This window comes from candidate division WOR-3 bacterium (assembly GCA_029858255.1).
Taxonomy (GTDB): domain Bacteria; phylum Hydrothermota; class Tepidihabitantia; order SM23-42; family SM23-42; genus SM23-42.
The window spans coordinates 146,531-168,553 of the sequence record JAOUFJ010000002.1 but is presented as its reverse complement, the minus strand read 5'-3'; the positions used below and the strand labels follow the sequence as shown (position 1 = coordinate 168,553).

Genomic DNA, 22,023 nt, shown 5'->3' with positions numbered 1-22,023 from the left:
TTTGCACATACGATATCCGGCAACGCTGACAGGGGTGACTAAAAAGCGAATCTGTAGTCTATGCGATATTTCTCTCCGAGACTACGGATCCTTTCCCGCAAGCGCACTTTGTACATTTTCCGGTTTGTATAATACGTATTGAAGGATTCGAATTTGTCAGGAAATTGGTTCTTAACGAGCCTCTGGACATTGCGCCACACCTTTGGGTAAGGATTCAGAGTATCAAACATCACATAATCGGCGCCGGCACTTCTGGCTGCTTTAAAGATATCAGCAATTGCAGTGGGCGAATCAGAGATATAGGGGATGACAGGTGCGACAAATACGCTGGTGTTTATCCCATCCTGACTGAGTGTTCGGAGCGCCTTGAATCTCATTTCTGCTGAAGGCGTGGCCGGCTCAAATACTTTTCTGACCTTCTCTTCCATAGATGTTATTGTGAAACTAACCCTTACCTTGTAAAGCCTACGCAGAACGTCGGCATCACGAATGACGATCGCCGACTTTGTCAAAATGGATACACGATGGCGGTAAGGTATTAATATTTCAAGACATTTTCGAGTTATTTGATATTTTAATTCAAGTGGTTGGTAAGGGTCGCAGACTGTGCCGAATGAGATCCGGCTGCGCTTTTTCAGTCTTTGGAGCTGCTGTGCCAGCACTTCCGGACCGTTCACCTTTGCATCGACAAAGTCACCCCAAGGTTCTGTATGTCCGGTGAATCTCTTCATGAAGACGGCATAGCAGTATTGGCATTTGTGGGCACATCCATAATAGGGGTTAATTGCGTAGTCAATGACTGAAATGCCTGATTTATTGAGTATTGATTTGCATTTGACTTCGTTTACTAACATTGGCTTAGCCTGGGACATTATAAAACAATACGAGTGCTAGTCAAGACGGCCTCACCCGAGTTAATTAGGCCAATGGCTATGGCTGGCCAAGCCAAGTCCTAAATCAGAAATTCTAAATACTAAACAAATACGAATCTCAAAATTCAAATGATCAAAACAGCATCTTCTAGATTTTGAGTGGTTGATTGACAAAACTCTGTTCTTGACTATAATTTGCCGTATGGTAGTGGGGCCTGTAGCTCAGTTGGTTAGAGCAGCTGACTCATAATCAGCGGGTCGGGGGTTCGAGTCCCTCCGGGCCCATTTTCTATGGGTTTTCTTATCTCCTTATCTATCTTGATGATTTCAGAGTTTTGAGTTAGGAATGCTAAAACAGAGTATAGACGACTATCATGGTGGGAAATAGCACAAGGCAAAGCCTATGAATTGGAATGTACATCCTGCCAAGCGGAATCTCAACAAAGCAGTGTTGAGTGCTATTTTCATCGTCGCCTTCGTTGTCATCGTGGCTGTGTTTTACGGTCTTTTCTGGAGTCTCTTTGGTTTCATCATACTCTTCGTATCCGTGCATTCTTATTTCTTCCCAACTGCGTATGATATCAACGATGAGGAGATCATAATAAAGAATATTTTCATGACTCAGAAACGAAAATTATCGGAATTCAGACGGGTTTATGTGGGAAAGAATGGGGTACTTCTCAGCCCGTTTCGCCGCAAGACGTTTCTGAATCAATTCAGGGGCGTGTTCGTACTCATGCCCGAGGAACACGAAGAGATACTGACTTTCCTCCGGGCGCGTATTGAGCCCGACAAGTCAGGGGAAGGTAAATCGCGGGAGTTAGGCAAAAATGTCACTGCGTGATGCCGACAAAATGCTCGTTGAAAAATATGCCACCGATTTTTCGATTCCGCGGGAGGTGGCAGAAATTATTGCCCGACGCTATCCAGAGTATAGCGAGGCAAAAAGGTATCTCTATCCGGATTCTTCACAGCTCCACGATCCTGGTTTGTTGCCGGACATCGCCCGTGCTGCTGAAGAGATCATAACCGCGGCAAAAGGTGGGGAGGGGATACTCATTTACACGCACGACGATGTAGACGGATATACATCGGCCGCAGTCATGTACAAGGCATTGGATGATATTACCAAGGGCAGCGGCGCCGTGCATGTTTACCCGATCATTCGTGAGAAGGATGGTTACGTATTGAATCCTCAGGTTCTTTCTTCGTATCGAGAGAAGGGAGTTAGGTTGCTTCTGACCGTAGATTTTGGCATCAGCAATGAAGAGAACTTTCGTATTGCCGAACAAGAGGGATTGAAGGCGATTATTTGCGACCACCATGAGACTAAGCGCACCGATTTTCCGATTGCTGCAGTGAACCCGAAGCGACAGGATTCACGATATCCTTTCCGGGACCTGGCTGGTGTTGGTGTTGCCTTTAAACTCGCGCAGTTCCTCTATCAGGAGTTTTTCAGCATGAGCGCGAATGAATTCTATGGTTTGAAGAAATCATTCTATCCCATCGTTTGTATCGGCACTTTTGCAGACCGTGTCGCGTTATGTGACGAGAACAGGGTATTCTGTATCCATGGGTTGAGTTTGGTCAATCATGTCGATGAAGCGTGGGCTGTGTGTCTTAGAGAGTATGGTGAGGTCGAAATGCACAGGGTACTCAAAGAAGTCTTGCCGACAATCGGCTCGGCAGCTTATATCGATCCGAGATTGGGTGTCGATTTCTTTGTTGAAAATGATTTGAGTAGGGTCCGAGACATCTACTCTACTCTGAAAGACACGGATCAAAGACGCCGGCAGGAAATTGACAACATGTTCAGTGAGGTGATATCGAGTGCCGAGGTGACGTCGAGGCTGGTTATTTCGCTCGTGCCCCTTTCTAAGCAGCACTTTCTTGGTTCTGTTGCAGCGCGTCTACGCGATTATTTTAAGCGCAATTCTTTGATAATTGGCATAAGAAATGAAAAATGCATAGGTGAATTACGGAGTTGCGATTTCGACCTGTACAAGTTGCTCTACCGGATGCGAAAGTTTTTCCTGGATTTCGGAGGGCATAAGAAAGCGGCTGGTTTTTCGATGGAGAAAAGGTATCTTGAAGTTTTCCTTCGTGAGTTCAAAGAATATGTAGAGCATCAAGCTCCTGATATTTTGGATGACTGTAAATCGATGGAGCCTAAACCCGAGGCTTTCTTGCGTAAATCAGACGTGGCCATGCTCAAGACCCTGGTGCCTTTTGGAGAAGGTAACCCGGCACCGGTCCTGACCGACGGTATTAGTACGTTTACGGTGGATAATTCACTTAATCTTGTTGAAATAACCTGAACTATGGCGAACTTAAACTACGCCAATAAAGAGCTCAACCTCAAGATCGTGTACTACGGGACGAGCCTGGGTGGCAAGACGACCAATTTGCGTTCGATATATGCTAAATTATCGTCTGACCGAAAGGGCCAGATGATGAGTCTTGCAACCGATCTGGACCAAACAATATTCTTTGATTTCCTGCCTATTGATGTGGGTGAGATCAAGGGTTGGAAACTACGGTTCCATCTGTATACGGTACCTGGTCAGGTTTACTATAATGCATCGCGCAGACTGGTTTTGAGAAACGTCGATGGATTGGTTTTTGTGGTCGATTCTCAGCGGGAACGGTTGGAGGAGAACATCGAGAGTATGTACAACCTGCAGGATAATCTGAGAGCGTATGATTTAATCCTGAAGGATATTCCGATGATAATTCAGTACAACAAACGTGATCTACCGAACATCATGGAGATCAAAGAGCTCCAAACACAATTGAATAATGAAGATTATCAGTATTTCGAGAGCGTCGCAATTAGAAACATCGGTATATTAGAGACGCTCAAGAGGATCTGTCAGCTTACCATCATAGCGCTGTCAGATACTTTGCCTGCTGTATGAGAAGTGAAAGCTGTATTTTTGGTTCTCCTCTTGACTAAGTAACGAGATTTCATATAATCAGACATGAAGGTTTCTGTTGTAGTTCCTGCATATAATGAAGCAGTAAACATACCGCTTCTCATCGAGGAATTCGACAAATTTGTTGAAAAGAAGCGAAACTATGAGGTTATCTTAGTCGACGACGGCTCCGAAGACGGAACGTCCGATATATTGAAAAAGCATAAGAGACGTTATTTACGTTGCGTCCGGCATAAAAGGAATATGGGCAAAACGCAAGCTATAATGTCCGGAGCGAAGGCGGCGAAAGGCGATGTCATAGTGATATTTGACGCCGATATGCAATATGACCCAAACGACATTCCCAGATTGATCGCGCTGATCGATAACGGATTCGATATTGCCACAGGTTGGAAACAAGGGAAATACGATAAGAAATTTGTGTCAAATACGTATAATTTATGGGCGAAGAAGCTGTTCGGTCTCGAGGTACACGATATGAACGCGATCAAAGCGGTAAGGAAAGATGTTCTTAACGATATACCGCTGCGCAAGGATTGGCATCGCTTTCTGGTGCCTCTGGCAAAGGAAGCCGGCTACCGGATCGGTGAAATAAAAGTGGACATTCGCCCCCGGAAGTACGGTCTTCCGAAATACCAGCAGAAGTCACGCATTTTAATTGGGTTCTTTGATTTGCTTGCAGTGAAATTTCAGCTGTCTTTCATGAAGAAACCTTTGCTCTATTTTGGCACCATCGGTCTTTTCTCGGTCCTTGCAGGAGTTGCCGTAGGAATTTTGTCGATCGTCCTGAGGCTTTTTGGATATGGCTTTCGTCCTCTCCTGTATCTGGTTATTCTATTAGTTATATCTGGCATCCTTTTCTTTTCACTGGCGCTAATAGGAGAATCGATACGCGCTATACTGGACCATCTTGAAAAACCCAAAGTTTAGAACATTGTTGACGATTGCCCGGGTCGTTGTTGGTTTAGGCCTGATCATATTCCTTTTCTGGGCACTCGATATAAAGGAAATACTGGTAAATATTCGTGGTGTCAGCGGAAGGTATCTTCTTTATGCGTCGGTACCTTATCTTATTTTTATCCTCGTTTCAGCATGGCGCTGGCAAGTGTTGCTTGATTTCAAAAAATTCAACATACCTTTTGGGCGTACGCTGGTGATATACTTTATTTCTCTTTTTTTCAACAACTTTCTACCGACAACAGTCGGCGGTGATATGATGCGTGTAGTATATACAATGAAGGACCGCCGAGCTGATTCACTGGCAACGGTTATCGTCGATCGAATACTGGGTTTTGTCGGTCTGTTCATTTTTGCTCTGATTGCGGTTTTTTATCTGTTAGTAATGAGAAACGATACTGAATTTCTTCCTTTCATGGTAGTTGGACTGAGTATTGTTCTGCTGGTTACATACGTTTTCTTTTCACAAAAAGCTTACAATACTTTCTCACCGCTTATCAGCAGGATGAGGTTATTACAACTCGGTGAGAGGCTCAACCGGTTACATGCGGCAGGAACCGAATTCGGTGGAGCTTGGGGTACGATCGCATTGTGTATTGTTCATTCAGTCATCATACAAACAACACTGGCGATCGCCCCGTTCTTTGTCTTGTTGGGCATGGGGCATACCGAGGTCGGGATCATTCCTTTTTTTCTTTATGTTCCCATCATAAACGTCGTATCCATGATCCCGGTGTCACTTAATGGACTCGGTATACGGGAGAATTCCTATGTTCTTCTATTTTCGCGAGTAGGGCTTGACGGTGAGGTTTCTCTGGCTATGTCGCTATTATCATTTTTTATTATTTTTGTCTATTCCCTCATCGGCGGTGTGTTGTTTCTGTTTTACAGACGGCGTTAAAATTGGATTATTGAACAAGATTATATTGGAAGGAGGATTTTGATGAAGGTGTGCATGATAGGCACGGGTTATGTTGGTCTTGTTTCGGGAACTTGCTTTGCTGAGATCGGTCACGAAGTCATTTGTGTTGATAACGACACAAGTAAAATCGATGTGTTGAAAAACGGCGGTATACCCATCTATGAGCCGGGGCTTGAGGAATTGGTGAAGAAGAACGTGAAAGCCGGCAGGCTCAGTTTCACGAGCAATACTGGTGAAGGTGTCGATAAGTCATTCTTCGTATTCATTGCCGTGGGTACTCCTCCCAAGGATAATGGAGAACCTGATCTGTCGAGCATCGAACAGGTGGCGATAGAGATCGGCGCAGCTATGCGTGATTACAAGATCATAATCGAGAAGAGTACGGTACCCGTACAGACAGGTCAATGGGTACGCATGGTGGTCGAAAGATTTAACAAACACGGTAGCGAGTTCGATGTGGCTTCGAATCCTGAGTTCCTGCGGGAAGGTTCTGCAATAAATGATTTCTTATACGCGGACCGGATCGTTCTGGGTGTTGAAAGCAAACGGGCAGAGGAGAAACTCCTTGAGCTTTACCGTCCCATTGAATCGCCGAAGATAGTCACTGATATAGCGAGTGCCGAGTTGATAAAGCACGCATCAAATTCTTTTCTTTCAACTAAGATATCCTTCATGAACGCGCTTTCGATCATTTGTGAGAGATCGGGTGGCGATGTTACAAAGGTAGCCGAAGGAATGGGGTTGGACAAGAGAATCGGACGTGATTTTTTGAACGCCGGTGCTGGTTTCGGTGGATTCTGTTTTCCCAAGGATCTGAAGGCTTTCATCGGCATATCAGCAAAACTTGGTTATGACTTTCGTCTTTTGAAAGAAGTTGAAAATATCAATGAGGAACAGATGCGCAGGGTCGTCAAGAAGACCGAAGAATTGCTGTGGAATCTCAGGGGCAAGAAGATTGGAGTTTTGGGCCTTGCTTTCAAACCCAACACAGATGACATGAGATTTGCGCCGTCTATTACGATTATTAGCCAATTAATGAGCGAGGGTGCGACCGTCAAAGCGTACGATCCTGTGGCCATGGAAAGAGCAAAGAAAATAATGCCGGATATCGATTATTGTGATAATGCTTATGATGTAGCAGAGGATGTCGATGCGATAGTGCTCGTTACCGAATGGGCGGAATTTGAAAAAATGGATTTACAGAAGGTGAAGAAAGCCATGCGTCAACCAGTATTTGTCGACGGGCGTAATGTATTTCAACCGGAGAAGATGAAGGAGTTGGGGTTCATCTATAGTGGAATAGGCCGATGAAGGTTTTGATAACAGGTGGCGCAGGTTTCATCGGATCACATCTTGTTGATCATTATGTTGCGGCTGGTGATGAGGTGATTGTCATTGACAGTCTGATTACCGGGCGCAGGGAGAACATTGCAGACCACTTGAACAGAGGGAGCATCACTTTTCTCGAGGAAGATGTTTGTAATGTTGATATGATCTCGGATGGGATCGATGTCATTATGCATCTTGCATCGCCCGCCAGTCCGTTTGACTACCTAAGATATCCGATCGAAACAATGCGTACCTCATCAGTGGGGACATTCAACATGCTTGAACTAAGCAGGCGGGAACATGCAAAGTTTCTGCTGGCTTCGACTAGCGAGGTTTATGGCGATCCCGAGCAACACCCACAGAAAGAAGATTACTGGGGAAACGTTAATCCGGTTGGACCGAGAGCGGTATATGATGAAGGGAAGAGATTTGCTGAAGCGCTGACTGCTGCGTATAACCGGGAGCATAAGGTGGAAACAACGATCGTCAGGATATTCAACACCTACGGCGAACGGATGAAGGAAGAAGATGGACGGGTAGTCCCGACTTTCATCAGTCAGGCATTGAAGAACGAGCCGCTGACAATTTTCGGCGATGGCAAACAAACCAGGAGTTTCTGCTACATCAGCGATATGGTTGAGGCCATAACAAAGGCGGTCAAAATTGGATATGCCTATCCGATTAACATTGGTAATCCAAAGGAATACACCATGCTTGAGGTCGCTGATATCATAAAGAAGTTGTGCTTAAGCACATCGGGATTGGAATTCCTGCCACTGCCGGAAAATGACCCTAAGAGGAGAAAACCTGATATAGCGAAAGCAAAAGAGATACTTGGTTGGACCCCCAAGGTCGACCTGAATGCCGGTTTGATCCGGATCATTGAATGGTTCAGGAGGAAAGATGATTGAATGGCTGCAAGCTTTTGGCATTAAGATCGCCATTATCGTCGTTTTGGGATTTGTCGGCTGGTTGTTGTCGACACGTTTAGTTCCTCGTGTTATTAGGCGAACGATTCATTTCAGGATGAGAGACAAACCAGAAATAATGATAAAAACCAGGAGCAAGACGATTTCGCATGTTATAACCAACACAATTGGAATAGTGATTGGTGTGATAGTGCTCTTCACGGTATTGGGACAGATCGGTGTGAATATCGGACCTGCTTTGGCCAGTCTTGGCGTCGTCGGACTGGCTATTAGTTTCGGGGCACAGGGTTTGATAAAGGATGTCTTAAACGGTCTTTTCATATTACTGGAAAATCAGTACGGAATCGGCGATGTTGTAAAGGTGGGAGGTGTCAGCGGTCTAGTTGAGGAGGTCAATCTGCGGCGGACTGTTCTTCGCGATCTTGATGGTATTGTCCACTATATTCCGAACAGCGAGATTTCTATTGCGAGTAATTTCACCAAGGAATACTCCCGCGTGAATTTGAATATCTCAGTTGGTTATGGCGAGGATCTAGAGCGTGTTATCGGTGTCATCAACCGCGTATGCCTTCAGATGTACGAGGAGCCTGACTGGAAAAAGAAAATAATCAAGGCACCACAGGTTCTGAGGGTAGATGCACTTGGCAGTTCAGGCATTGATATCAAGATTCTTGGGGACACAAAGCCGCTCGTGCAGTGGGAAGTCATGGGTGAATTGCGCAAGCGCATAAAAACAGAATTTGACCGGGAAGGTATTGAGATACCGTGGCCCCATATGAAGGTCTTTTTCGGTAATAAGATGGTCGAGAATTAAGTCTCTTGACATAATTCATATCCCCAATATAATTTGATTAGATAGGATGAAGGAGGCTGATATGCGACGTTTGCCAATTGCCACTGTGCTTCTTGTATTCGTGTTTTTTTCCTGCCAGGGTAAGGTCGAAAGATTCGACGGTGAGCCCGGTGGAATTTTGACTGTAGGTACTATGGAAATCCCTGCGGTAATCAGTCCGCTTGAACCGTCGGTATTCACGTCCAATGAAATCCTCGACTTACTTTTCTTGCGCCTCCATGAGATCGATCCGGGAACCGGCAAAATGAGGCCAGTTCTTGCTGAGTCATGGGAATTTTCGGAAGACTTGAAATCAATTACGTATTATTTAAGAAAAGGTGTTGAATGGTGGGATGGGGAACCGGTGACAGCGTATGATGTGCTCTACACTTACGAGCAGATGAAGGAGCCCTCGAATAATTATCCGAATATCAATGCGCTCCGTTTTATTAATAAGGTTGAGGTGCTCGGTGATTACGCGATAAAATTCACATTTGACAAGGTATACGCGGATATTTTGACTGATTCGGACATCATGCCAGTGCCCAGACATATCAACGAACAACTCGGTAGTGAGTTCGGTGCATCGCCTACTGGTAATGGACCTTATCGTGTGGAAGAATGGGTTCGGGGTTCAGTGATGATACTGGTTGCCAACGAAACCTATTATGACGGCCGGCCACCCCTAGATGAGATACGGATCAGGCATTACAGGAGCACAAATGAAATGCTGGAAGATTTTCGGGACGGCGATCTGGAAATGATGTTTAATATTACACCCAGTACTGCAGAAGCAATTAGGAATAATGATAATGTCGGTATCTATTCTGAACCTGGTAGTTCCTATCTTTATATTGGATGGAACCTGACTCATCCGTTTCTGAAGGATGTGCGCGTGCGTAAGGCATTAGCGATGGCTATTGACAGACAGCGGATACTGAGCGACATCTACGGCAGTAGGGGGGAGATTTCATTGGGACCGTTACCCCCATCGTCGTGGGCATATAATTCTGAAGTTCATCCTATTATCTATGATATAGAAGGAGCCCGTTCTCTATTGCGGGAACAGGGTTTCGTGGACTACAATCGTAATAGGGTAATTGACAAGGATCGAACGGACTTTACGGTCAGAATCATCACCAACTCGGAAAACCCTGACCGACTCGCCATATTGCGCTACATTGCAGATGATCTGCAGAAGATTGGTATAAGAGTGATTACGCAGACACTCGCGGCAAATGATTTTGTGAACGTTCTTGTGGACAGGCAATTCGATGGTTTCGTGATGGGCTGGCGCGTCGGTGATAAAATCGACCCGACCCTGTATTGGCATTCAAAAGGTCGGTATAACCTTGTGTCCTATTCCAACGCGCTTGTAGATTCATTAATCGATGCAGGCATTTCCATGCTGGATCGTAATAAGGCAAGAGCCGTCTGGAATGAGTTCCAGAAGGTCGTTTATGAGGAACAACCCTATTCTTTTCTTGTAGTACCTGACAGGATCGCCGCGACTTACAAGCGAGTAAGGGGTATTGACCATGAGGTGCGATTGGCGAACGCAACCGAGTATTGGATCCCTGAAGCAGAACGTAGAGTCAGCCTGGCATCGGCAATTCCTCCAACCGAGACGTCAACAGAAGGGACGTCGGGTGTTACATCTCTGCCAGCTGTCCTCGAAACCACAGGAACGGCCAGGGAGGAACCGCCTTCAGTGATCGCACCTGAGAGACTTCTTGAGGCAGCAGCACAAAGTGATACAGCGGTTGCCGATACCGGGTCCGCGTCGCTTGTGGCCGAGCTGCCGCCCGCACCTCCTAAACCTTCCGTCATCACACGTGCGGAGGCTGTCAGGCGCGTCCAGCCCAAGTATCCTGCTGCCGCTCTCGAGTTTGCAGCTTCTGGTACGATTGTTGTACGAGTTCTCGTTGGTACTAACGGGTCGGTCAAGGATGCTACAATCATCAAGAGTTTTGGCAATCCAGCGTGTGAGCAGGCTGCACTGGCTGCCGCCCGTCAGTGGGAATTCAATCCTGCTACGAAAGACGGCACTTCTTTTGAACAGAGGGTGTCAATTCCTTTCACTTTTGCTCCAGAATAGAAAATCGGGGTCTCTACTTTATTTTTTTGGTAATTTGATATTTCGCCCTCCGGTAGAGACCCCACATTTTTGACAGGCGACATTGGGCGGTTACGGTAACGAAACCCGGGACCTCAAATCCGAAATCCTAATATCGAATTACTAAACAAATTCAAAATCTTAAATACAAATGACATAAACAACGACGTTTTGCCCGTTAATATCGTGGCGCATGGGGAGCCAGATATAATCGGCACCAATAATGACGCAGATGGTTGTTGGGTCGGGACGTTCAAAACGAATCGTGTAACGCTTGACGGTTCGGAGAAGCGATACGGTTTCGTAATCGTTGATCGTATTTCGTATTCGTATTACTTCAGGTAGTGAAAGATACTAGATACGTGCAGGTTCAATATCGTGAATCGAGATCCGGTTTTCCAACGGGAATAACGATACTAACGAGATTAACGAAACTGGCGGTGTGTTATTGTGCCGTGAGACGTCAGACGATGCCGTTGTCCGATTCGTTTTTCGAAACCATTATCCGTGTAACGATCTGTTTATCTTGGTTTCAGTATTCCTACCGGAAGGATCATTTCCTCGGTGGATATACCGCCGTGCTGGAATGTGTACTTGAATTCCCTTTCGTACTCGGTCGGCTTCGTTGGATAGATGAAGTAGTGATCTTCTTTGGCAATGGCAAATCGGACCGAAGGATCTTCACTCGGCAAGCAGATGTCTCCTGGACTGTTCAGGAGCAACGCAGTTTTCTTGTCTACCCTCAAAGCCGGGCCGTATTTGTAGCGAAGGTTTGGCGATATCTCGCGTCCCCCGTAGATAATGGTAGGCCGGCGCACCCTTATGAAACCATGGTCGGTGGTCAGTATGACCCTCCTATCATTGACCAGTAGACTCTTGAATAATTCGAAAATCGGCGACAGGGGGAACCAATATGCCAGTATATTCAGCAGTACACGTTCATCGTCAAGTATACCTTTCATATCGCCTCTGCCGGGAATGGAATGGATAAGCATGTCAAAGAAGTTAATGACTATGATGACTATCTCGGTTGATTCTCCCTTTATTTTTTCAATGCTTCTCTCTATTTCGGAAATTGACGATAGTTTGTAGAAGGAGAAATTAACCCGTAAGTTGTTGCGCTTCAATTGCTCATTGAACAGATCGCGTTCGAATCTGTTCTGCCCTTTCTCATCGTAAGTCCAGTATTGAGGATACAGCTGTACAATATCGAGAGGCAGCAATCCTGCGAATATAGAGTTCCTTGAGTACGGTGTGGCAGTCGGCAGTATCGAATAGTAGTAGTGATTGTTTATCTCATAGTAGTCTTTCAGAAAGGGGATCAACTTCATGTACTGGTCGAGGCGCATCGAATCAAAGATTACAAAGTAGATTGGCCCGTCGTTTAATGTAGGAAAAACAAGGTGCGAGAAGATCTGGTGAGACAAGATGGGTCCTTTGCCTTTGAGAAAACTGGAGTACTGGCTCTCAATGAATTTGGCGAAGCCGGCGTTGCCTTCCCGTTTTTTCTCCTCATGGATCGTCTTAAGATCTTTGCTTCCGAATTCTAAAAGGCGCGTGTCCCATGATACAATATTTCGATAATATTCAATCCAGTCGCTATATCCGGTCGGTTCTATCATTGTCCGTAGCTGGGTTGAATACTCTTCCGCCATTTTTTCTTCGATAATCACGCGGCGTTTTAATGTGCGATTCAATACTGAAAGTAACTGGTTGAAACTGAATGGTTTTGTTATATAGTCATCGACCCAACCGCCATATGCCTGAGTCATCAGATCTTCTTCTTCGCTTTTTGTAACCATTACAACGAGTTGTTGTGAGCTCTCGCTTTTTATTTTTCTAAGCACCTCCAGACCGTCAACTCCGGGCATTATTTCATCTAAGAAAATCAGGTCAAATTGTTCCTTGTTTGCCATATTCACACCGTCTTCTCCGCTGGGTGCTGTTTTCACCTCGTAGCCCTCTTTCTGCAGGAGGTAGATGAATGGTTTCAGCAGATCTATTTCGTCATCAATCCAAAGAATTTTCATTTTTCACTCCCGGTATGTAGATTTCAAAACATGTTCCCTTTGAACTTGTTTCCTTTAGAGATAATTTTCCTTCGTGGTATTCCTCGATGATCCTCTTTGTAAGAACCAGACCCAGTCCCCACCCGTACTTCTTCGTCGTATAACCCGGTTTGAATATGTTCCCGCTGCTTTTGATGCCCCTCCCAGTGTCCGTTATCTCGATAATCGCTCCAGAAGTTTCATATTTTCTGGTTTTAATTGATATTTCACCGGACTGGTCACCAATTGCATCCAACCCGTTTTTCAAAATATTTTCTATTGCCCATCCAAGTAGAACATCATCGAATCTGACTGCGGGCAATCGTCCGTATTTCTCGGTGAATTTTATTTTTGAATGGGCACGTCTCCTTATGTAGTCCACCGAGTTTTTCACCGCGTCGGTTGGGTCTTTCTCAACTAATCGCGGCGGGAGACCGATACGGGAGAATTTCTCGAGAACTTCACGCATCCGCATAGCGTCTTCATGAATCCCCTTGTATACCTCAATATCTATGTTTCCTTTTATCGTCTCAAGCCAGCCAATGAGCGAAGACAAAGGTGTTGCCAGTTGATGAGCCGTTTCTTTTGCGAGGGAATTCCAAATTTTTTCTTCGATGCTCTTGCGGTAAATCAGATAGCCCCAAAAGCCAAGAAAGAGAAAAGCTATCAGAAATACGGTTTCAACAAATGGCAGGATCTGCAGTGATTTGGTGAAGGGGGACAATCCCCAGTGCACGTGGCCGAGTAGTGTCGAATCTGCACCCTGTCGGATCACCATGGGGATTGGTCTTTGCACGCGATCCAGCTTCTCCACGGCTTTGTCCAGGTCTTTTTCTTCTACATTCTTGGATGAATAGGGTGTCCCTTCGGCATCGGTCAGTATCACGGGAAAATCGATCCGCTTGATAACCATTTCGTAGAATAGCTCCAGAAGACGCTCTTCGTCGATACTGGGTCCACGTGCAAATTCTGCGAAGAGGCGTGAAGTCGTTTCCGTTTCCGTTCTTATGCGCTGAATCAGGTAGTTCGAATAAATGTAAGTAACGATGCCTATGAGTGCAATGCCGATCAGGAAGTATATTGCCAGGGCTCTTGAACTCAAGCGGTGTCTGATTATCATGATCTACTTCTTCACTATTTCCTTGTTATGTAGCAAAGCAAATTCGTAGAAAGCATCCTGCTTACCATAATAGGCGTCGGCGATATACAAAACCTTCCAGATTTCTGGATCATCGGGCATTATGTCTTTTCCGACGATAATGCTACCACCATCCCAATCAATCGGGGTGGCTTCGTTGATGAATAGTAACGGACGTGATTTATGGATGTTCTTTTCGGTTGTTTTCAGTTCACGGCTGTAAAAGTGGAACATTTCTTGACCATTTGTTGATTCAATGTCAAAAAATTCCAGCAAGGATGTATAGCTGTCTTTTACAAGGATGTTGTAATAAGGAAAGATGTTTTTGTCAAAGAATGATACCCTCCTCTGGATATTGCCGAGGTAGGGCAGTGATACGTTCGCCGGTTGGTTCAGTTCGATGAGAAAATGGAAATGTCGGTTACCAAGTTGTACGGCCACGCGTTTATAATCCTCTGAGAAGAGGGACGGTTTCTTCTCGTATAGAATTATTTCGAATTGTTTCGTTTTCATAAACGATCGTATGGTTTCAAGGTTCTTTGGCATCAACATAACGACACTTCCAATCTTGCTCAGACCTACCAGAAAAGGCGTCGCTCTGAAGAATTCCGCAGGGCTTCCGGGGACAGATACCAGGTGCCACAATTTTTTCTTTGTCCCGAGGGGTTTAAAAGGGCGGTAAAACCTTTTCTTACTCAGTTTGAGATAGAGCGGCATGAAGATGTTCATAGTGCTTTTTTCCTTTTCTTCGCAATGTATTCCGGGTTTGCTTTTCGTTGCAGGACCTCGCGTGTGATGATGCACTTCTCAACACCCTTCTTATCAGGAAGATGGAACATTACGTCCAGCATATGATTTTCCATTATTGACCTTAGAGCTCTTGCTCCTGTGTTATACTTCAGTGCTTGTTCAGTTAGTTCATCGATCGCATCGTCGGTAAATTCGAGGACCACGCCTTCCATCTGGAAATATCTTGAATACTGTCTCAGCAAGGAGTTCTTTGGCTTGACGAGGATTTCAGCCAGTGCATCCTTTGACAACTTGTGGAGAGTAGCAATCACGGGGACCCGTCCTACGAATTCCGGAAGCAATCCGTACTTCACCAGGTCATCCGGTTCTATAGATTCGATAACCTGGTCGTAGTTGTTTTTTCTGTCATTTGTTATACCCAAAAATCCCATGGCCGAGCGGTCGAGTCTCCTCGAGATTGTTTCCTCGATACCCGTGAATGTCCCGCCCAGGATGAATAATATATTAGATGTGTTGATCCGGATGTACTCCTGTTCAGGATGTTTCCTTCCTCCTTGCGGGGGAACGTTAGCTTCCGTGCCTTCGAGGATTTTTAGAAGAGCCTGCTGCACGCCCTCGCCGGATACATCCCTGGTGATCGATGGCGAGTCGGATTTTCTTGTGATTTTGTCGATCTCATCGAGGTAAATGATGCCGATCTCAGCGTTTTGTATATTGTAGTTCGCAGCCTGGAGTAGCCGGAGCAGAATATTCTCAACATCCTCGCCAACATAACCGGCTTCGGTAAGCGGTGTCGCATCGGAGATGGAAAAAGGCACATGCAGTAAACGGGCAAGTGTCTGTGCGATAAGCGTTTTACCCGTACCGGTGGGACCCATCAGCAATATGTTGCTTTTCTGTATTTCAATATCATTCTTCCTATTTTTGATCCTTTTGTAGTGATTATATACTGAAACCGAGATCGCCTTTTTTGCCCTTTCCTGTCCGATCACGTATTGATCAAGAAAAGATTTGATTTCAGCAGGTTTCGGCAGAATAAAATCACTCAGGGGGGAGAATTCTGTCTCATCTTTCATGATACTGCTGCAAACCTTAATACACTCGTCGCAAATATAAGACCGGTGACCACGAAACATTCTTTTGACCACTGGTTTTGGTCTTTGACAGAACGAACAAACGATACGTGGCACTTATTGTTTCCCCTTGTCGAGGATCTCGTCGATTATGCCATATTTCTTCGCTTCTAGTGCAGACATAAAGTAGTTGCGGTCGGTATCCTTGCCTATCTTGTCCTCTGTCTGCCCGGTGTGCTTCGCGAATAGGTTGTTCAATACTTCCCTGATCGTCAGTACTTCTTTTGCGTGGATAGCAATATCTGATGCCTGTCCCTGAAAGGCTCCCTCTGGTTGATGTATCATCACTCGTGCGTGCGGTAATGCATATCTTTTGCCGGTGGCGCCAGCTGTCAATAGCAGTGCGGCCATGCTTGCCGCCATGCCAATACATATCGTCGAAACTTGGGGCTTAACGAATTGCATTGTATCATATACTGCCAATCCCGATGAGACAATGCCTCCTGGCGAATTAATGTAGAGGTTGATATCCTTTGCAGCATCCTCCGCTGCGAGGAAAAGTAATTGAGCCATTACTAGGTTCGCGATATTATCATCTATCGGCGTTCCGATGAAAATGATCCGTTCTTTGAGAAGGCGGGAGTAGATATCGTATGCACGCTCACCCCGACCGGTTTGCTCAATGACGAACGGTATGGGTATCATCAGCTACCTCCTTTGGAGTCAAAATGCGACTCTTCTCACTGATCTTGGCATTCTTATAGAGGAAGTCCAGTGTTTTTTCCCTGTTAAGAAGACTGCCAAGATATTCAACGACATCGCTACGGTTCTGGTCGTTTAGCTTTATCCCAATCTTTGTAACAAGATCCATTATTTCTGGTTCACCTACCTGGAGGTTCTCTTTTGCAGTGATTTTGTTCAGTATAAGATTAAATCGTATCCTTTTTTCGGCAACGGTCCAGAATCTTTCCTTGTTTGATTCGGAGTCAGGAATACCGTAATCCTTGAGGATTTTTTCGTATTCCTTATTTGTCAGGGTGTCTGGCACCTTGAATTTTATTCTTTCCAGAAGGATCTCAGAGATTGACTCCTTCAAGTCTTCTTCAATCCTTTTTTCTTCCTGTTGCTTGACGCTTTCGAGGATTTTCTTCTTGAGCTCTTCCGCATCGGCCAATTTCAGTTTGCTGGCGAATTCATCATCGATCTTTGGTTGGATTTTCTCCTCGATTTTCTTGACCGAAATCACGTAGTCTTTTTCTTCGATCTTGACCTCTTTTTTTTCTGATGTTTTCATGCCAACGAGCGTTCTGTTCAATTCATCGGGAAGAGAACGATCGCCTATTCGCACGGTCTGGTCAGATTCCTTTCTGGAATTGCCTTTTTCCTTGATTTCTATGTCCATTGTTACGAGGTCGTCTACCACTGCCGGTCGGTCGACCGCCTTTATTGTTGCATGCTGCTCTCTCAATGCGTTCATGCCCTGTTGAAGAAGGAAATCATCAGGAGAAGGTGCTTCTTTGAAAATTTCGATATTTAGGTAGCTATCGACATTAAATTCAGGTATTACTTCAACGTAGAGTGTGATGCTTATTGGGTCGGTATCTTCAATATTCCTGATTTCAGATTGCCCGGCGATCTGCCATTCTTTTTCTCTGACAACGGAGAGATACGCCTGCCTGGCGAGTCTATCCATGGCCTGTGCTTTGAGACTGTCTGCATACTTGCTTCTTATCAAAGTTCTGGGGACACGGCCTTTGCGGAATCCATCGATAGTCAGATCTTTGCGAACACTATCGGTTTCCTCGTTGATGAGTCTTTCGAGCTCGGCGCGGGGAACGGTTATTTCGATTTCCTTAGTTGTATCTGTTTCCTTCAATATTTTGTATTCCAAAGATTTTTCTCCTCAATGTGCGAGGAGGGGGAGTTGAACCCCCATCCCTGTTCGGGGCTGGATCCTAAATCCAGTGCGTCTGCCTGTTCCGCCATCCTCGCGAATGTAATTGCGGCAACAATTCCATCAAAATTATAATCCAAAACCCAAGGATGTCAAGTTTCCCCGGTCTGGGATGCAAAGTAGATACCCTTTTCGCATTCAAACTAGCTATACTGTGTTGGGGTCTAGGCTGAATCTATGAAATATATGTGTGTATTCTCAGTAGATCGTGATCTTGAATTTTTGCGGAACAGATTTCACCGGTGTGACATATTCGGGTGGATCAATCTCGGCTGGCAGCAGGTACTCGCCTGGCCCAAGCTTTGTTAGTTTGACCCTAACTTCGATGTCAGTATTCGATAGTCGATTTATTCGCTCCGTCGTACCCTCAACGATCAAAGTATCGAGGGCATCTCTTTCTGACCTTGCACTTTGTCCAGGTGCGTATATGAGGACCAGTGGTATGTCGGTCAACGTCTTTCTCATGCTTTCTTTAATTATTGTCTTTACCTTGACACTTTTCTTCTTAACGTCAAGCATGGGGGAAGGTATTTCAAGTCTCAGGTCTTTTTCGAAAGAAATGCTTCGATTTCGTACATTCAGCGACTCGGTCATGAGTTCACTGACCTGGTCGAGCACTTCTTGGGGGCCGGTCAGGTCTATTGTATCAAGAACGATCATATCGCTGATCGCGTATCCCTTTTTTAAAGTACCCTTTATCGGAACTCGCACCGCGATCGTTTTCATGATCTTTCGATCAATTGATACTGCTAACGCAGGTTTGTCAAAATCAACTCTGAGAGGTCCGTAGCCCACTGGTATTTTTAGGTCTTTTGTAGATATCTCAAATTGCCCGCTTTCCTTTTCCCTCAGGTCACACTGTGCCTTTGGCGGAGCAGCCCATATACTGAAAAGAGCACCACCACGACCGGAAAAAGTCACTTTGATACTGGACACTGAATCTACAATGATGAGAGTGTCAGACAGGTTGGTGTACACTACCTTTATCTGCTTTTGATATGAGTAGTTGTTGCCGATCGCCACGTATATCCATAGGCCGAAGGCGAATATAGTAGCGAATATTTTTCTCATTGGATCCCGCGTGATATAGGATATGATATTATACAGCATCGAGAAAATTATATATATCAGTGGTCATAAATCAAGTAGTATATCCAAAACAAGGGCGATCATGATCGGTGGCAGCGATGACAATTGTGCTACGCCCAGAATATCCAGACAAAGATTGCTCCTGCGGCGACTGCGAAAATTGAGAAGGGGAGGCCTATCCTTATGAAATCATAAAAGTTCACAGCATGGCCATGTTTCTTTAGTAGCCCTACACCAACAATATTTGCTGATGCTCCGATCGGTGTTATATTTCCACCGACGGTCGTTCCGATTATTGCACCGAACAGCAGAAGGTGCACCGGGTATCCATATGACGAGGCAAGCATCGGTATTATGCCGACCAGAGCGGTAAAATAGGGGACATTGTCAACAAACGCCGAGATGAAAACCGAAAACACCACCAGGATAAGATAGGTCACTACCAGATTACCTGAAGTCAATTTGCCTACAGCATGGGCAAGGAAAGTGGTAGTTTCAGTTTCGGTCAATGAGCCGACAATGCCGAATATTGCAGCCAGAAAAAAAAGGGTTTCCCAATCCATGTCTCTGAGTATGTGAAATGTCTTGATCTTAGCAGAAAAGAAGCTCCAGGCTATGCCGATGGCACCAAAGATCAGGCACACAAGACCACCCAGATAGTCCATGAATCCACCAAAGAATGATGCGATAGCAAGAGCCAGGATTAGACCGATAAGCAGAAAACCAGGGAATTTGCTGACGATTTTCTCCGGGCGGATAGGCTGGATGGGCTCCTTGTGTTTTCTAAAGAGAAAATACAGAACGATGAGTGAAACGATCGCGGCAACCTCGACTGCGAAGAAAAGGCCAGGTCGTCCATTGAAGAAGAAGAAGTCGTTAAACGTCATACGTGTATAACTTGCAAGTATCATGCTGGGTGGGTCACCAACCAGCGTTGCTGTACCCTGGAGATTCGAGGAGAGGCAGATACCGAGGATGAAGGGTACTGGTGAAACCTTTAGTTTGCGGGAAACCTCAAATGCAATCGGTGCTACGATCATAACAGTAGCTACATTCTCGACAAATGCCGAAATTACGCCACTGAAGGCCGAGAGCCAGATTATCGCCCAGACAAGATTCTTCGACCGGTCGATGATTATTTCTGCAAGATATGCTGGTATTCTTGAGTGTATGAATAGTTCAGCGACAACGAGGCTGCCCCAGAATATGCCGAGTATATTCCAGTTAATATACTGGAGCAGTTTGGGAGGAGACAGGATGCCGAAAATTAATATGAAACCAATCCCGATCCAGGCTATGAGAAATTTGTACTTGTGGAATGAAATTATCGCGACATAGGTGATTACGAAGATTATGAGACAGAGTATCTGTTGGGCCGACATAACGTGATTAGCGTTGTTGAACGAGCCAGGCCATTATGCTTTTCTGAACATGCAGTCTGTTCTCCGCTTCATCGAACACAATCGAATGCGGTCCGTCAATTACTTCATCGGTAATTTCCTCACCACGGTGTGCAGGCAGACAATGCATTACGAGATACTCTTTTTTCGCGTGCGTCAGCAGTTCGGCGTTGAGCTGAAACCTATTGAATATCTTTTTCCTCTGGGCAGCCTCTTTTTCCTGTCCCATGGAAGCCCATACATCGGTGTATACGATATCGGCATCGGTCACTGCGTCACGTGGATCAGTCGTCAGGGTCGTGGTCCTTGCCTTCGCGGTATAGTCATTGTTCGGCTCATAACCAGCTGGTGTTGCGATCTTGAGTCTGAAGCCGAGTACTATGGAAGCTGCCACGAATGAATTACATACGTTGTTACCATCGCCCACGTACGCAAGGGTGATATTGTCGAGGTGTTCCTTCTTTTCGATTATGGTGAAAAGGTCGGCCATGACCTGGCATGGATGCTCCAGATCAGAAAGGCCGTTAATTACCGGTATCATTGCATTTTCTGCCAAATCTTCAACCGTTTTATGAGCAAAGACACGGGCCATGACCATGTCAACCCAGCGGGAAAGGTTATGAGCAGCGTCAGGCACAGATTCGCGTTTTCCCAGCTGGATATCAGAAGGTGCAAGGTATATTGCGTGTCCGCCAAGCTGCGTCATGCCTGTTTCAAATGTCACCCTGGTTCTCAGGGAGGGTTTTTCAAAGACCATGGCCAGGGTTTTGTCTTTGAGAATACGATGTTCCACTCCTTTCTTCTGCGAATCTTTAAGGGTCTTCGCGAGCTCAAATATATCGAAAATCTCGTCTTTCGTCAGATCGAACATGGTGAGAAAGTCTCTTTTCATTATGCCTCCGTGCTATATATTATCGATTTTCTAGTGTTAGTCAATTATGTGATGTTGTGTTTTTTGCTAGCTAAATCGATCAGCGTGGGTTTGTCCGGTTTGTTTGCCGGGCAAACGGGAGAAGTGCTGATTTCCATTTAGTGTAGTCTTGAGCGACCTATGTTTTTAACCGTTTGCCAATATGCATCGCTCGTCCGATACTTTTGCCCATTTCCCAATAACAGTTGTCATACATTGAATAGAGGATCGGTTTGATTTTTGCTATGTCAGGATGTTCGTGGGTTAATACCGCGTCATCTGCATAGGTTTTGACGATTTCGCCCACGAACACCTCATGCGTCGCGAATTGAAGTGTTTGTATGACCCGACACTCAGCAGTGAGCGGGCATTCCTGAATCATCGGTGCGTTCTTCAATTCACCGTAGAATACGTCGAATACTTTTGATTTATCATGGTCATAGCCAGAGACAACACTGCAGTAGTCAGTGGCCTCGATCAGTTGTGTCGTCGGGATGTTGATACTGAATGTTTTATTCTTGTATATGCCTTTATTAGTATAATGTGCTTTGTTGAGGATGACAGCAATGGTCGGTGGTTTGAAATTGACCATACTGAACCATACCACAGTTAGAAAATTGGGTTTGTTCTCTACTTCTGCACCGACAATCATAACCGGCATCGGGTAGACTGGTATTTTAGATGCAATTTTTTTCTTGGCCATTATATTACCTCCTTGCTTTAATTGATTGCAGCACTGTCCGATTATACCTTTGATTGCTGCAATTG

21 protein-coding genes and 2 tRNA genes are annotated in these 22,023 nt (G+C 45.3%); 11 read left to right on the top strand and 12 right to left on the bottom strand.

Annotated elements, in window-relative coordinates:
* Positions 1-38: 38 nt before the first annotated feature.
* Positions 39-872, bottom strand: a complete 834-nt coding sequence (locus tag OEV79_01950) for a radical SAM protein (protein MDH4210195.1) — start codon at positions 870-872, stop codon at positions 39-41.
* A 211-nt stretch (positions 873-1,083) separates the two neighbouring features.
* Between OEV79_01950 and OEV79_01945 the strand changes: the two genes are divergently transcribed.
* The 11 genes from OEV79_01945 to OEV79_01895 all read left to right on the top strand — a co-directional run bounded on the left by OEV79_01945 (position 1,084) and on the right by OEV79_01895 (position 11,238).
* Positions 1,084-1,157: transfer RNA gene (locus OEV79_01945), tRNA-Ile, on the top strand.
* A gap of 118 nt (positions 1,158-1,275) precedes the next feature.
* Complete coding sequence (locus tag OEV79_01940; protein MDH4210194.1) at positions 1,276-1,716, top strand: hypothetical protein; 441 nt, start codon at positions 1,276-1,278, stop codon at positions 1,714-1,716.
* Positions 1,703-3,190, top strand: coding sequence for a DHH family phosphoesterase (locus OEV79_01935; protein ID MDH4210193.1), 1,488 nt, complete (start codon positions 1,703-1,705; stop codon positions 3,188-3,190). Before OEV79_01940 ends, OEV79_01935 begins: the two co-directional genes overlap by 14 nt.
* Before the next feature lie 3 nt (positions 3,191-3,193).
* Entirely contained in the window at positions 3,194-3,790 is a 597-nt protein-coding gene (locus OEV79_01930; GenBank protein MDH4210192.1) for a GTPase domain-containing protein, read from the top strand.
* Between the two features lie 63 nt (positions 3,791-3,853).
* Positions 3,854-4,738, top strand: coding sequence for a glycosyltransferase family 2 protein (locus tag OEV79_01925; protein MDH4210191.1), 885 nt, complete (start codon positions 3,854-3,856; stop codon positions 4,736-4,738).
* A complete protein-coding gene (locus OEV79_01920) occupies positions 4,719-5,666 on the top strand; it encodes a flippase-like domain-containing protein (GenBank protein ID MDH4210190.1) in 948 nt (315 codons plus the stop codon). Before OEV79_01925 ends, OEV79_01920 begins: the two co-directional genes overlap by 20 nt.
* Before the next feature lie 42 nt (positions 5,667-5,708).
* Positions 5,709-6,998 carry a UDP-glucose/GDP-mannose dehydrogenase family protein gene (locus tag OEV79_01915; GenBank protein ID MDH4210189.1) on the top strand — a complete coding sequence of 430 codons (1,290 nt, stop codon included), beginning with the start codon at positions 5,709-5,711 and terminating at the stop codon, positions 6,996-6,998.
* The gene (locus OEV79_01910) at positions 6,995-7,927 is read left to right on the top strand and encodes an SDR family oxidoreductase (protein MDH4210188.1); all 933 of its coding nucleotides are present in this window, start codon (positions 6,995-6,997) and stop codon (positions 7,925-7,927) included. Before OEV79_01915 ends, OEV79_01910 begins: the two co-directional genes overlap by 4 nt.
* Positions 7,920-8,759 (top strand): mechanosensitive ion channel family protein, encoded by an 840-nt coding sequence (locus OEV79_01905; GenBank protein ID MDH4210187.1) that lies wholly within the window; start codon positions 7,920-7,922, stop codon positions 8,757-8,759. Before OEV79_01910 ends, OEV79_01905 begins: the two co-directional genes overlap by 8 nt.
* A gap of 61 nt (positions 8,760-8,820) precedes the next feature.
* A complete protein-coding gene (locus OEV79_01900; GenBank protein MDH4210186.1) occupies positions 8,821-10,875 on the top strand; it encodes a TonB family protein in 2,055 nt (684 codons plus the stop codon).
* 204 nt (positions 10,876-11,079) lie between these two features.
* Positions 11,080-11,238 carry a hypothetical protein gene (locus OEV79_01895; protein ID MDH4210185.1) on the top strand — a complete coding sequence of 53 codons (159 nt, stop codon included), beginning with the start codon at positions 11,080-11,082 and terminating at the stop codon, positions 11,236-11,238.
* A 176-nt stretch (positions 11,239-11,414) separates the two neighbouring features.
* Here OEV79_01895 and OEV79_01890 read toward each other — a convergent pair whose 3' ends face one another.
* From OEV79_01890 to OEV79_01840, 11 genes are all read right to left on the bottom strand, one after another.
* A complete protein-coding gene (locus OEV79_01890) occupies positions 11,415-12,923 on the bottom strand; it encodes a response regulator (GenBank protein ID MDH4210184.1) in 1,509 nt (502 codons plus the stop codon).
* A complete protein-coding gene (locus OEV79_01885; protein ID MDH4210183.1) occupies positions 12,904-14,061 on the bottom strand; it encodes a HAMP domain-containing histidine kinase in 1,158 nt (385 codons plus the stop codon). Before OEV79_01885 ends, OEV79_01890 begins: the two co-directional genes overlap by 20 nt.
* Before the next feature lie 3 nt (positions 14,062-14,064).
* Positions 14,065-14,808, bottom strand: a complete 744-nt coding sequence (locus tag OEV79_01880) for a hypothetical protein (protein MDH4210182.1) — start codon at positions 14,806-14,808, stop codon at positions 14,065-14,067.
* A complete protein-coding gene (gene clpX / locus OEV79_01875; protein MDH4210181.1) occupies positions 14,805-16,019 on the bottom strand; it encodes an ATP-dependent Clp protease ATP-binding subunit ClpX in 1,215 nt (404 codons plus the stop codon). The genes OEV79_01880 and clpX overlap by 4 nt, the downstream gene beginning before the upstream one ends.
* Positions 16,020-16,607, bottom strand: a complete 588-nt coding sequence (clpP, locus tag OEV79_01870; protein MDH4210180.1) for an ATP-dependent Clp endopeptidase proteolytic subunit ClpP — start codon at positions 16,605-16,607, stop codon at positions 16,020-16,022.
* Positions 16,582-17,793 carry a trigger factor gene (gene tig, locus OEV79_01865; GenBank protein ID MDH4210179.1) on the bottom strand — a complete coding sequence of 404 codons (1,212 nt, stop codon included), beginning with the start codon at positions 17,791-17,793 and terminating at the stop codon, positions 16,582-16,584. The genes clpP and tig overlap by 26 nt, the downstream gene beginning before the upstream one ends.
* 18 nt (positions 17,794-17,811) lie before the next feature.
* Positions 17,812-17,894: transfer RNA gene (locus OEV79_01860), tRNA-Leu, on the bottom strand.
* A 160-nt stretch (positions 17,895-18,054) separates the two neighbouring features.
* Positions 18,055-18,966, bottom strand: coding sequence for a CdaR family protein (locus tag OEV79_01855; GenBank protein MDH4210178.1), 912 nt, complete (start codon positions 18,964-18,966; stop codon positions 18,055-18,057).
* Between the two features lie 89 nt (positions 18,967-19,055).
* Positions 19,056-20,327, bottom strand: a complete 1,272-nt coding sequence (locus tag OEV79_01850; GenBank protein MDH4210177.1) for an SLC13 family permease — start codon at positions 20,325-20,327, stop codon at positions 19,056-19,058.
* Positions 20,328-20,334: 7 nt separating this feature from the next.
* Positions 20,335-21,237, bottom strand: a complete 903-nt coding sequence (gene argF, locus OEV79_01845; protein ID MDH4210176.1) for an ornithine carbamoyltransferase — start codon at positions 21,235-21,237, stop codon at positions 20,335-20,337.
* 157 nt (positions 21,238-21,394) lie between these two features.
* Entirely contained in the window at positions 21,395-21,958 is a 564-nt protein-coding gene (locus OEV79_01840; GenBank protein ID MDH4210175.1) for a flavin reductase family protein, read from the bottom strand.
* Positions 21,959-22,023: the final 65 nt, after the last annotated feature.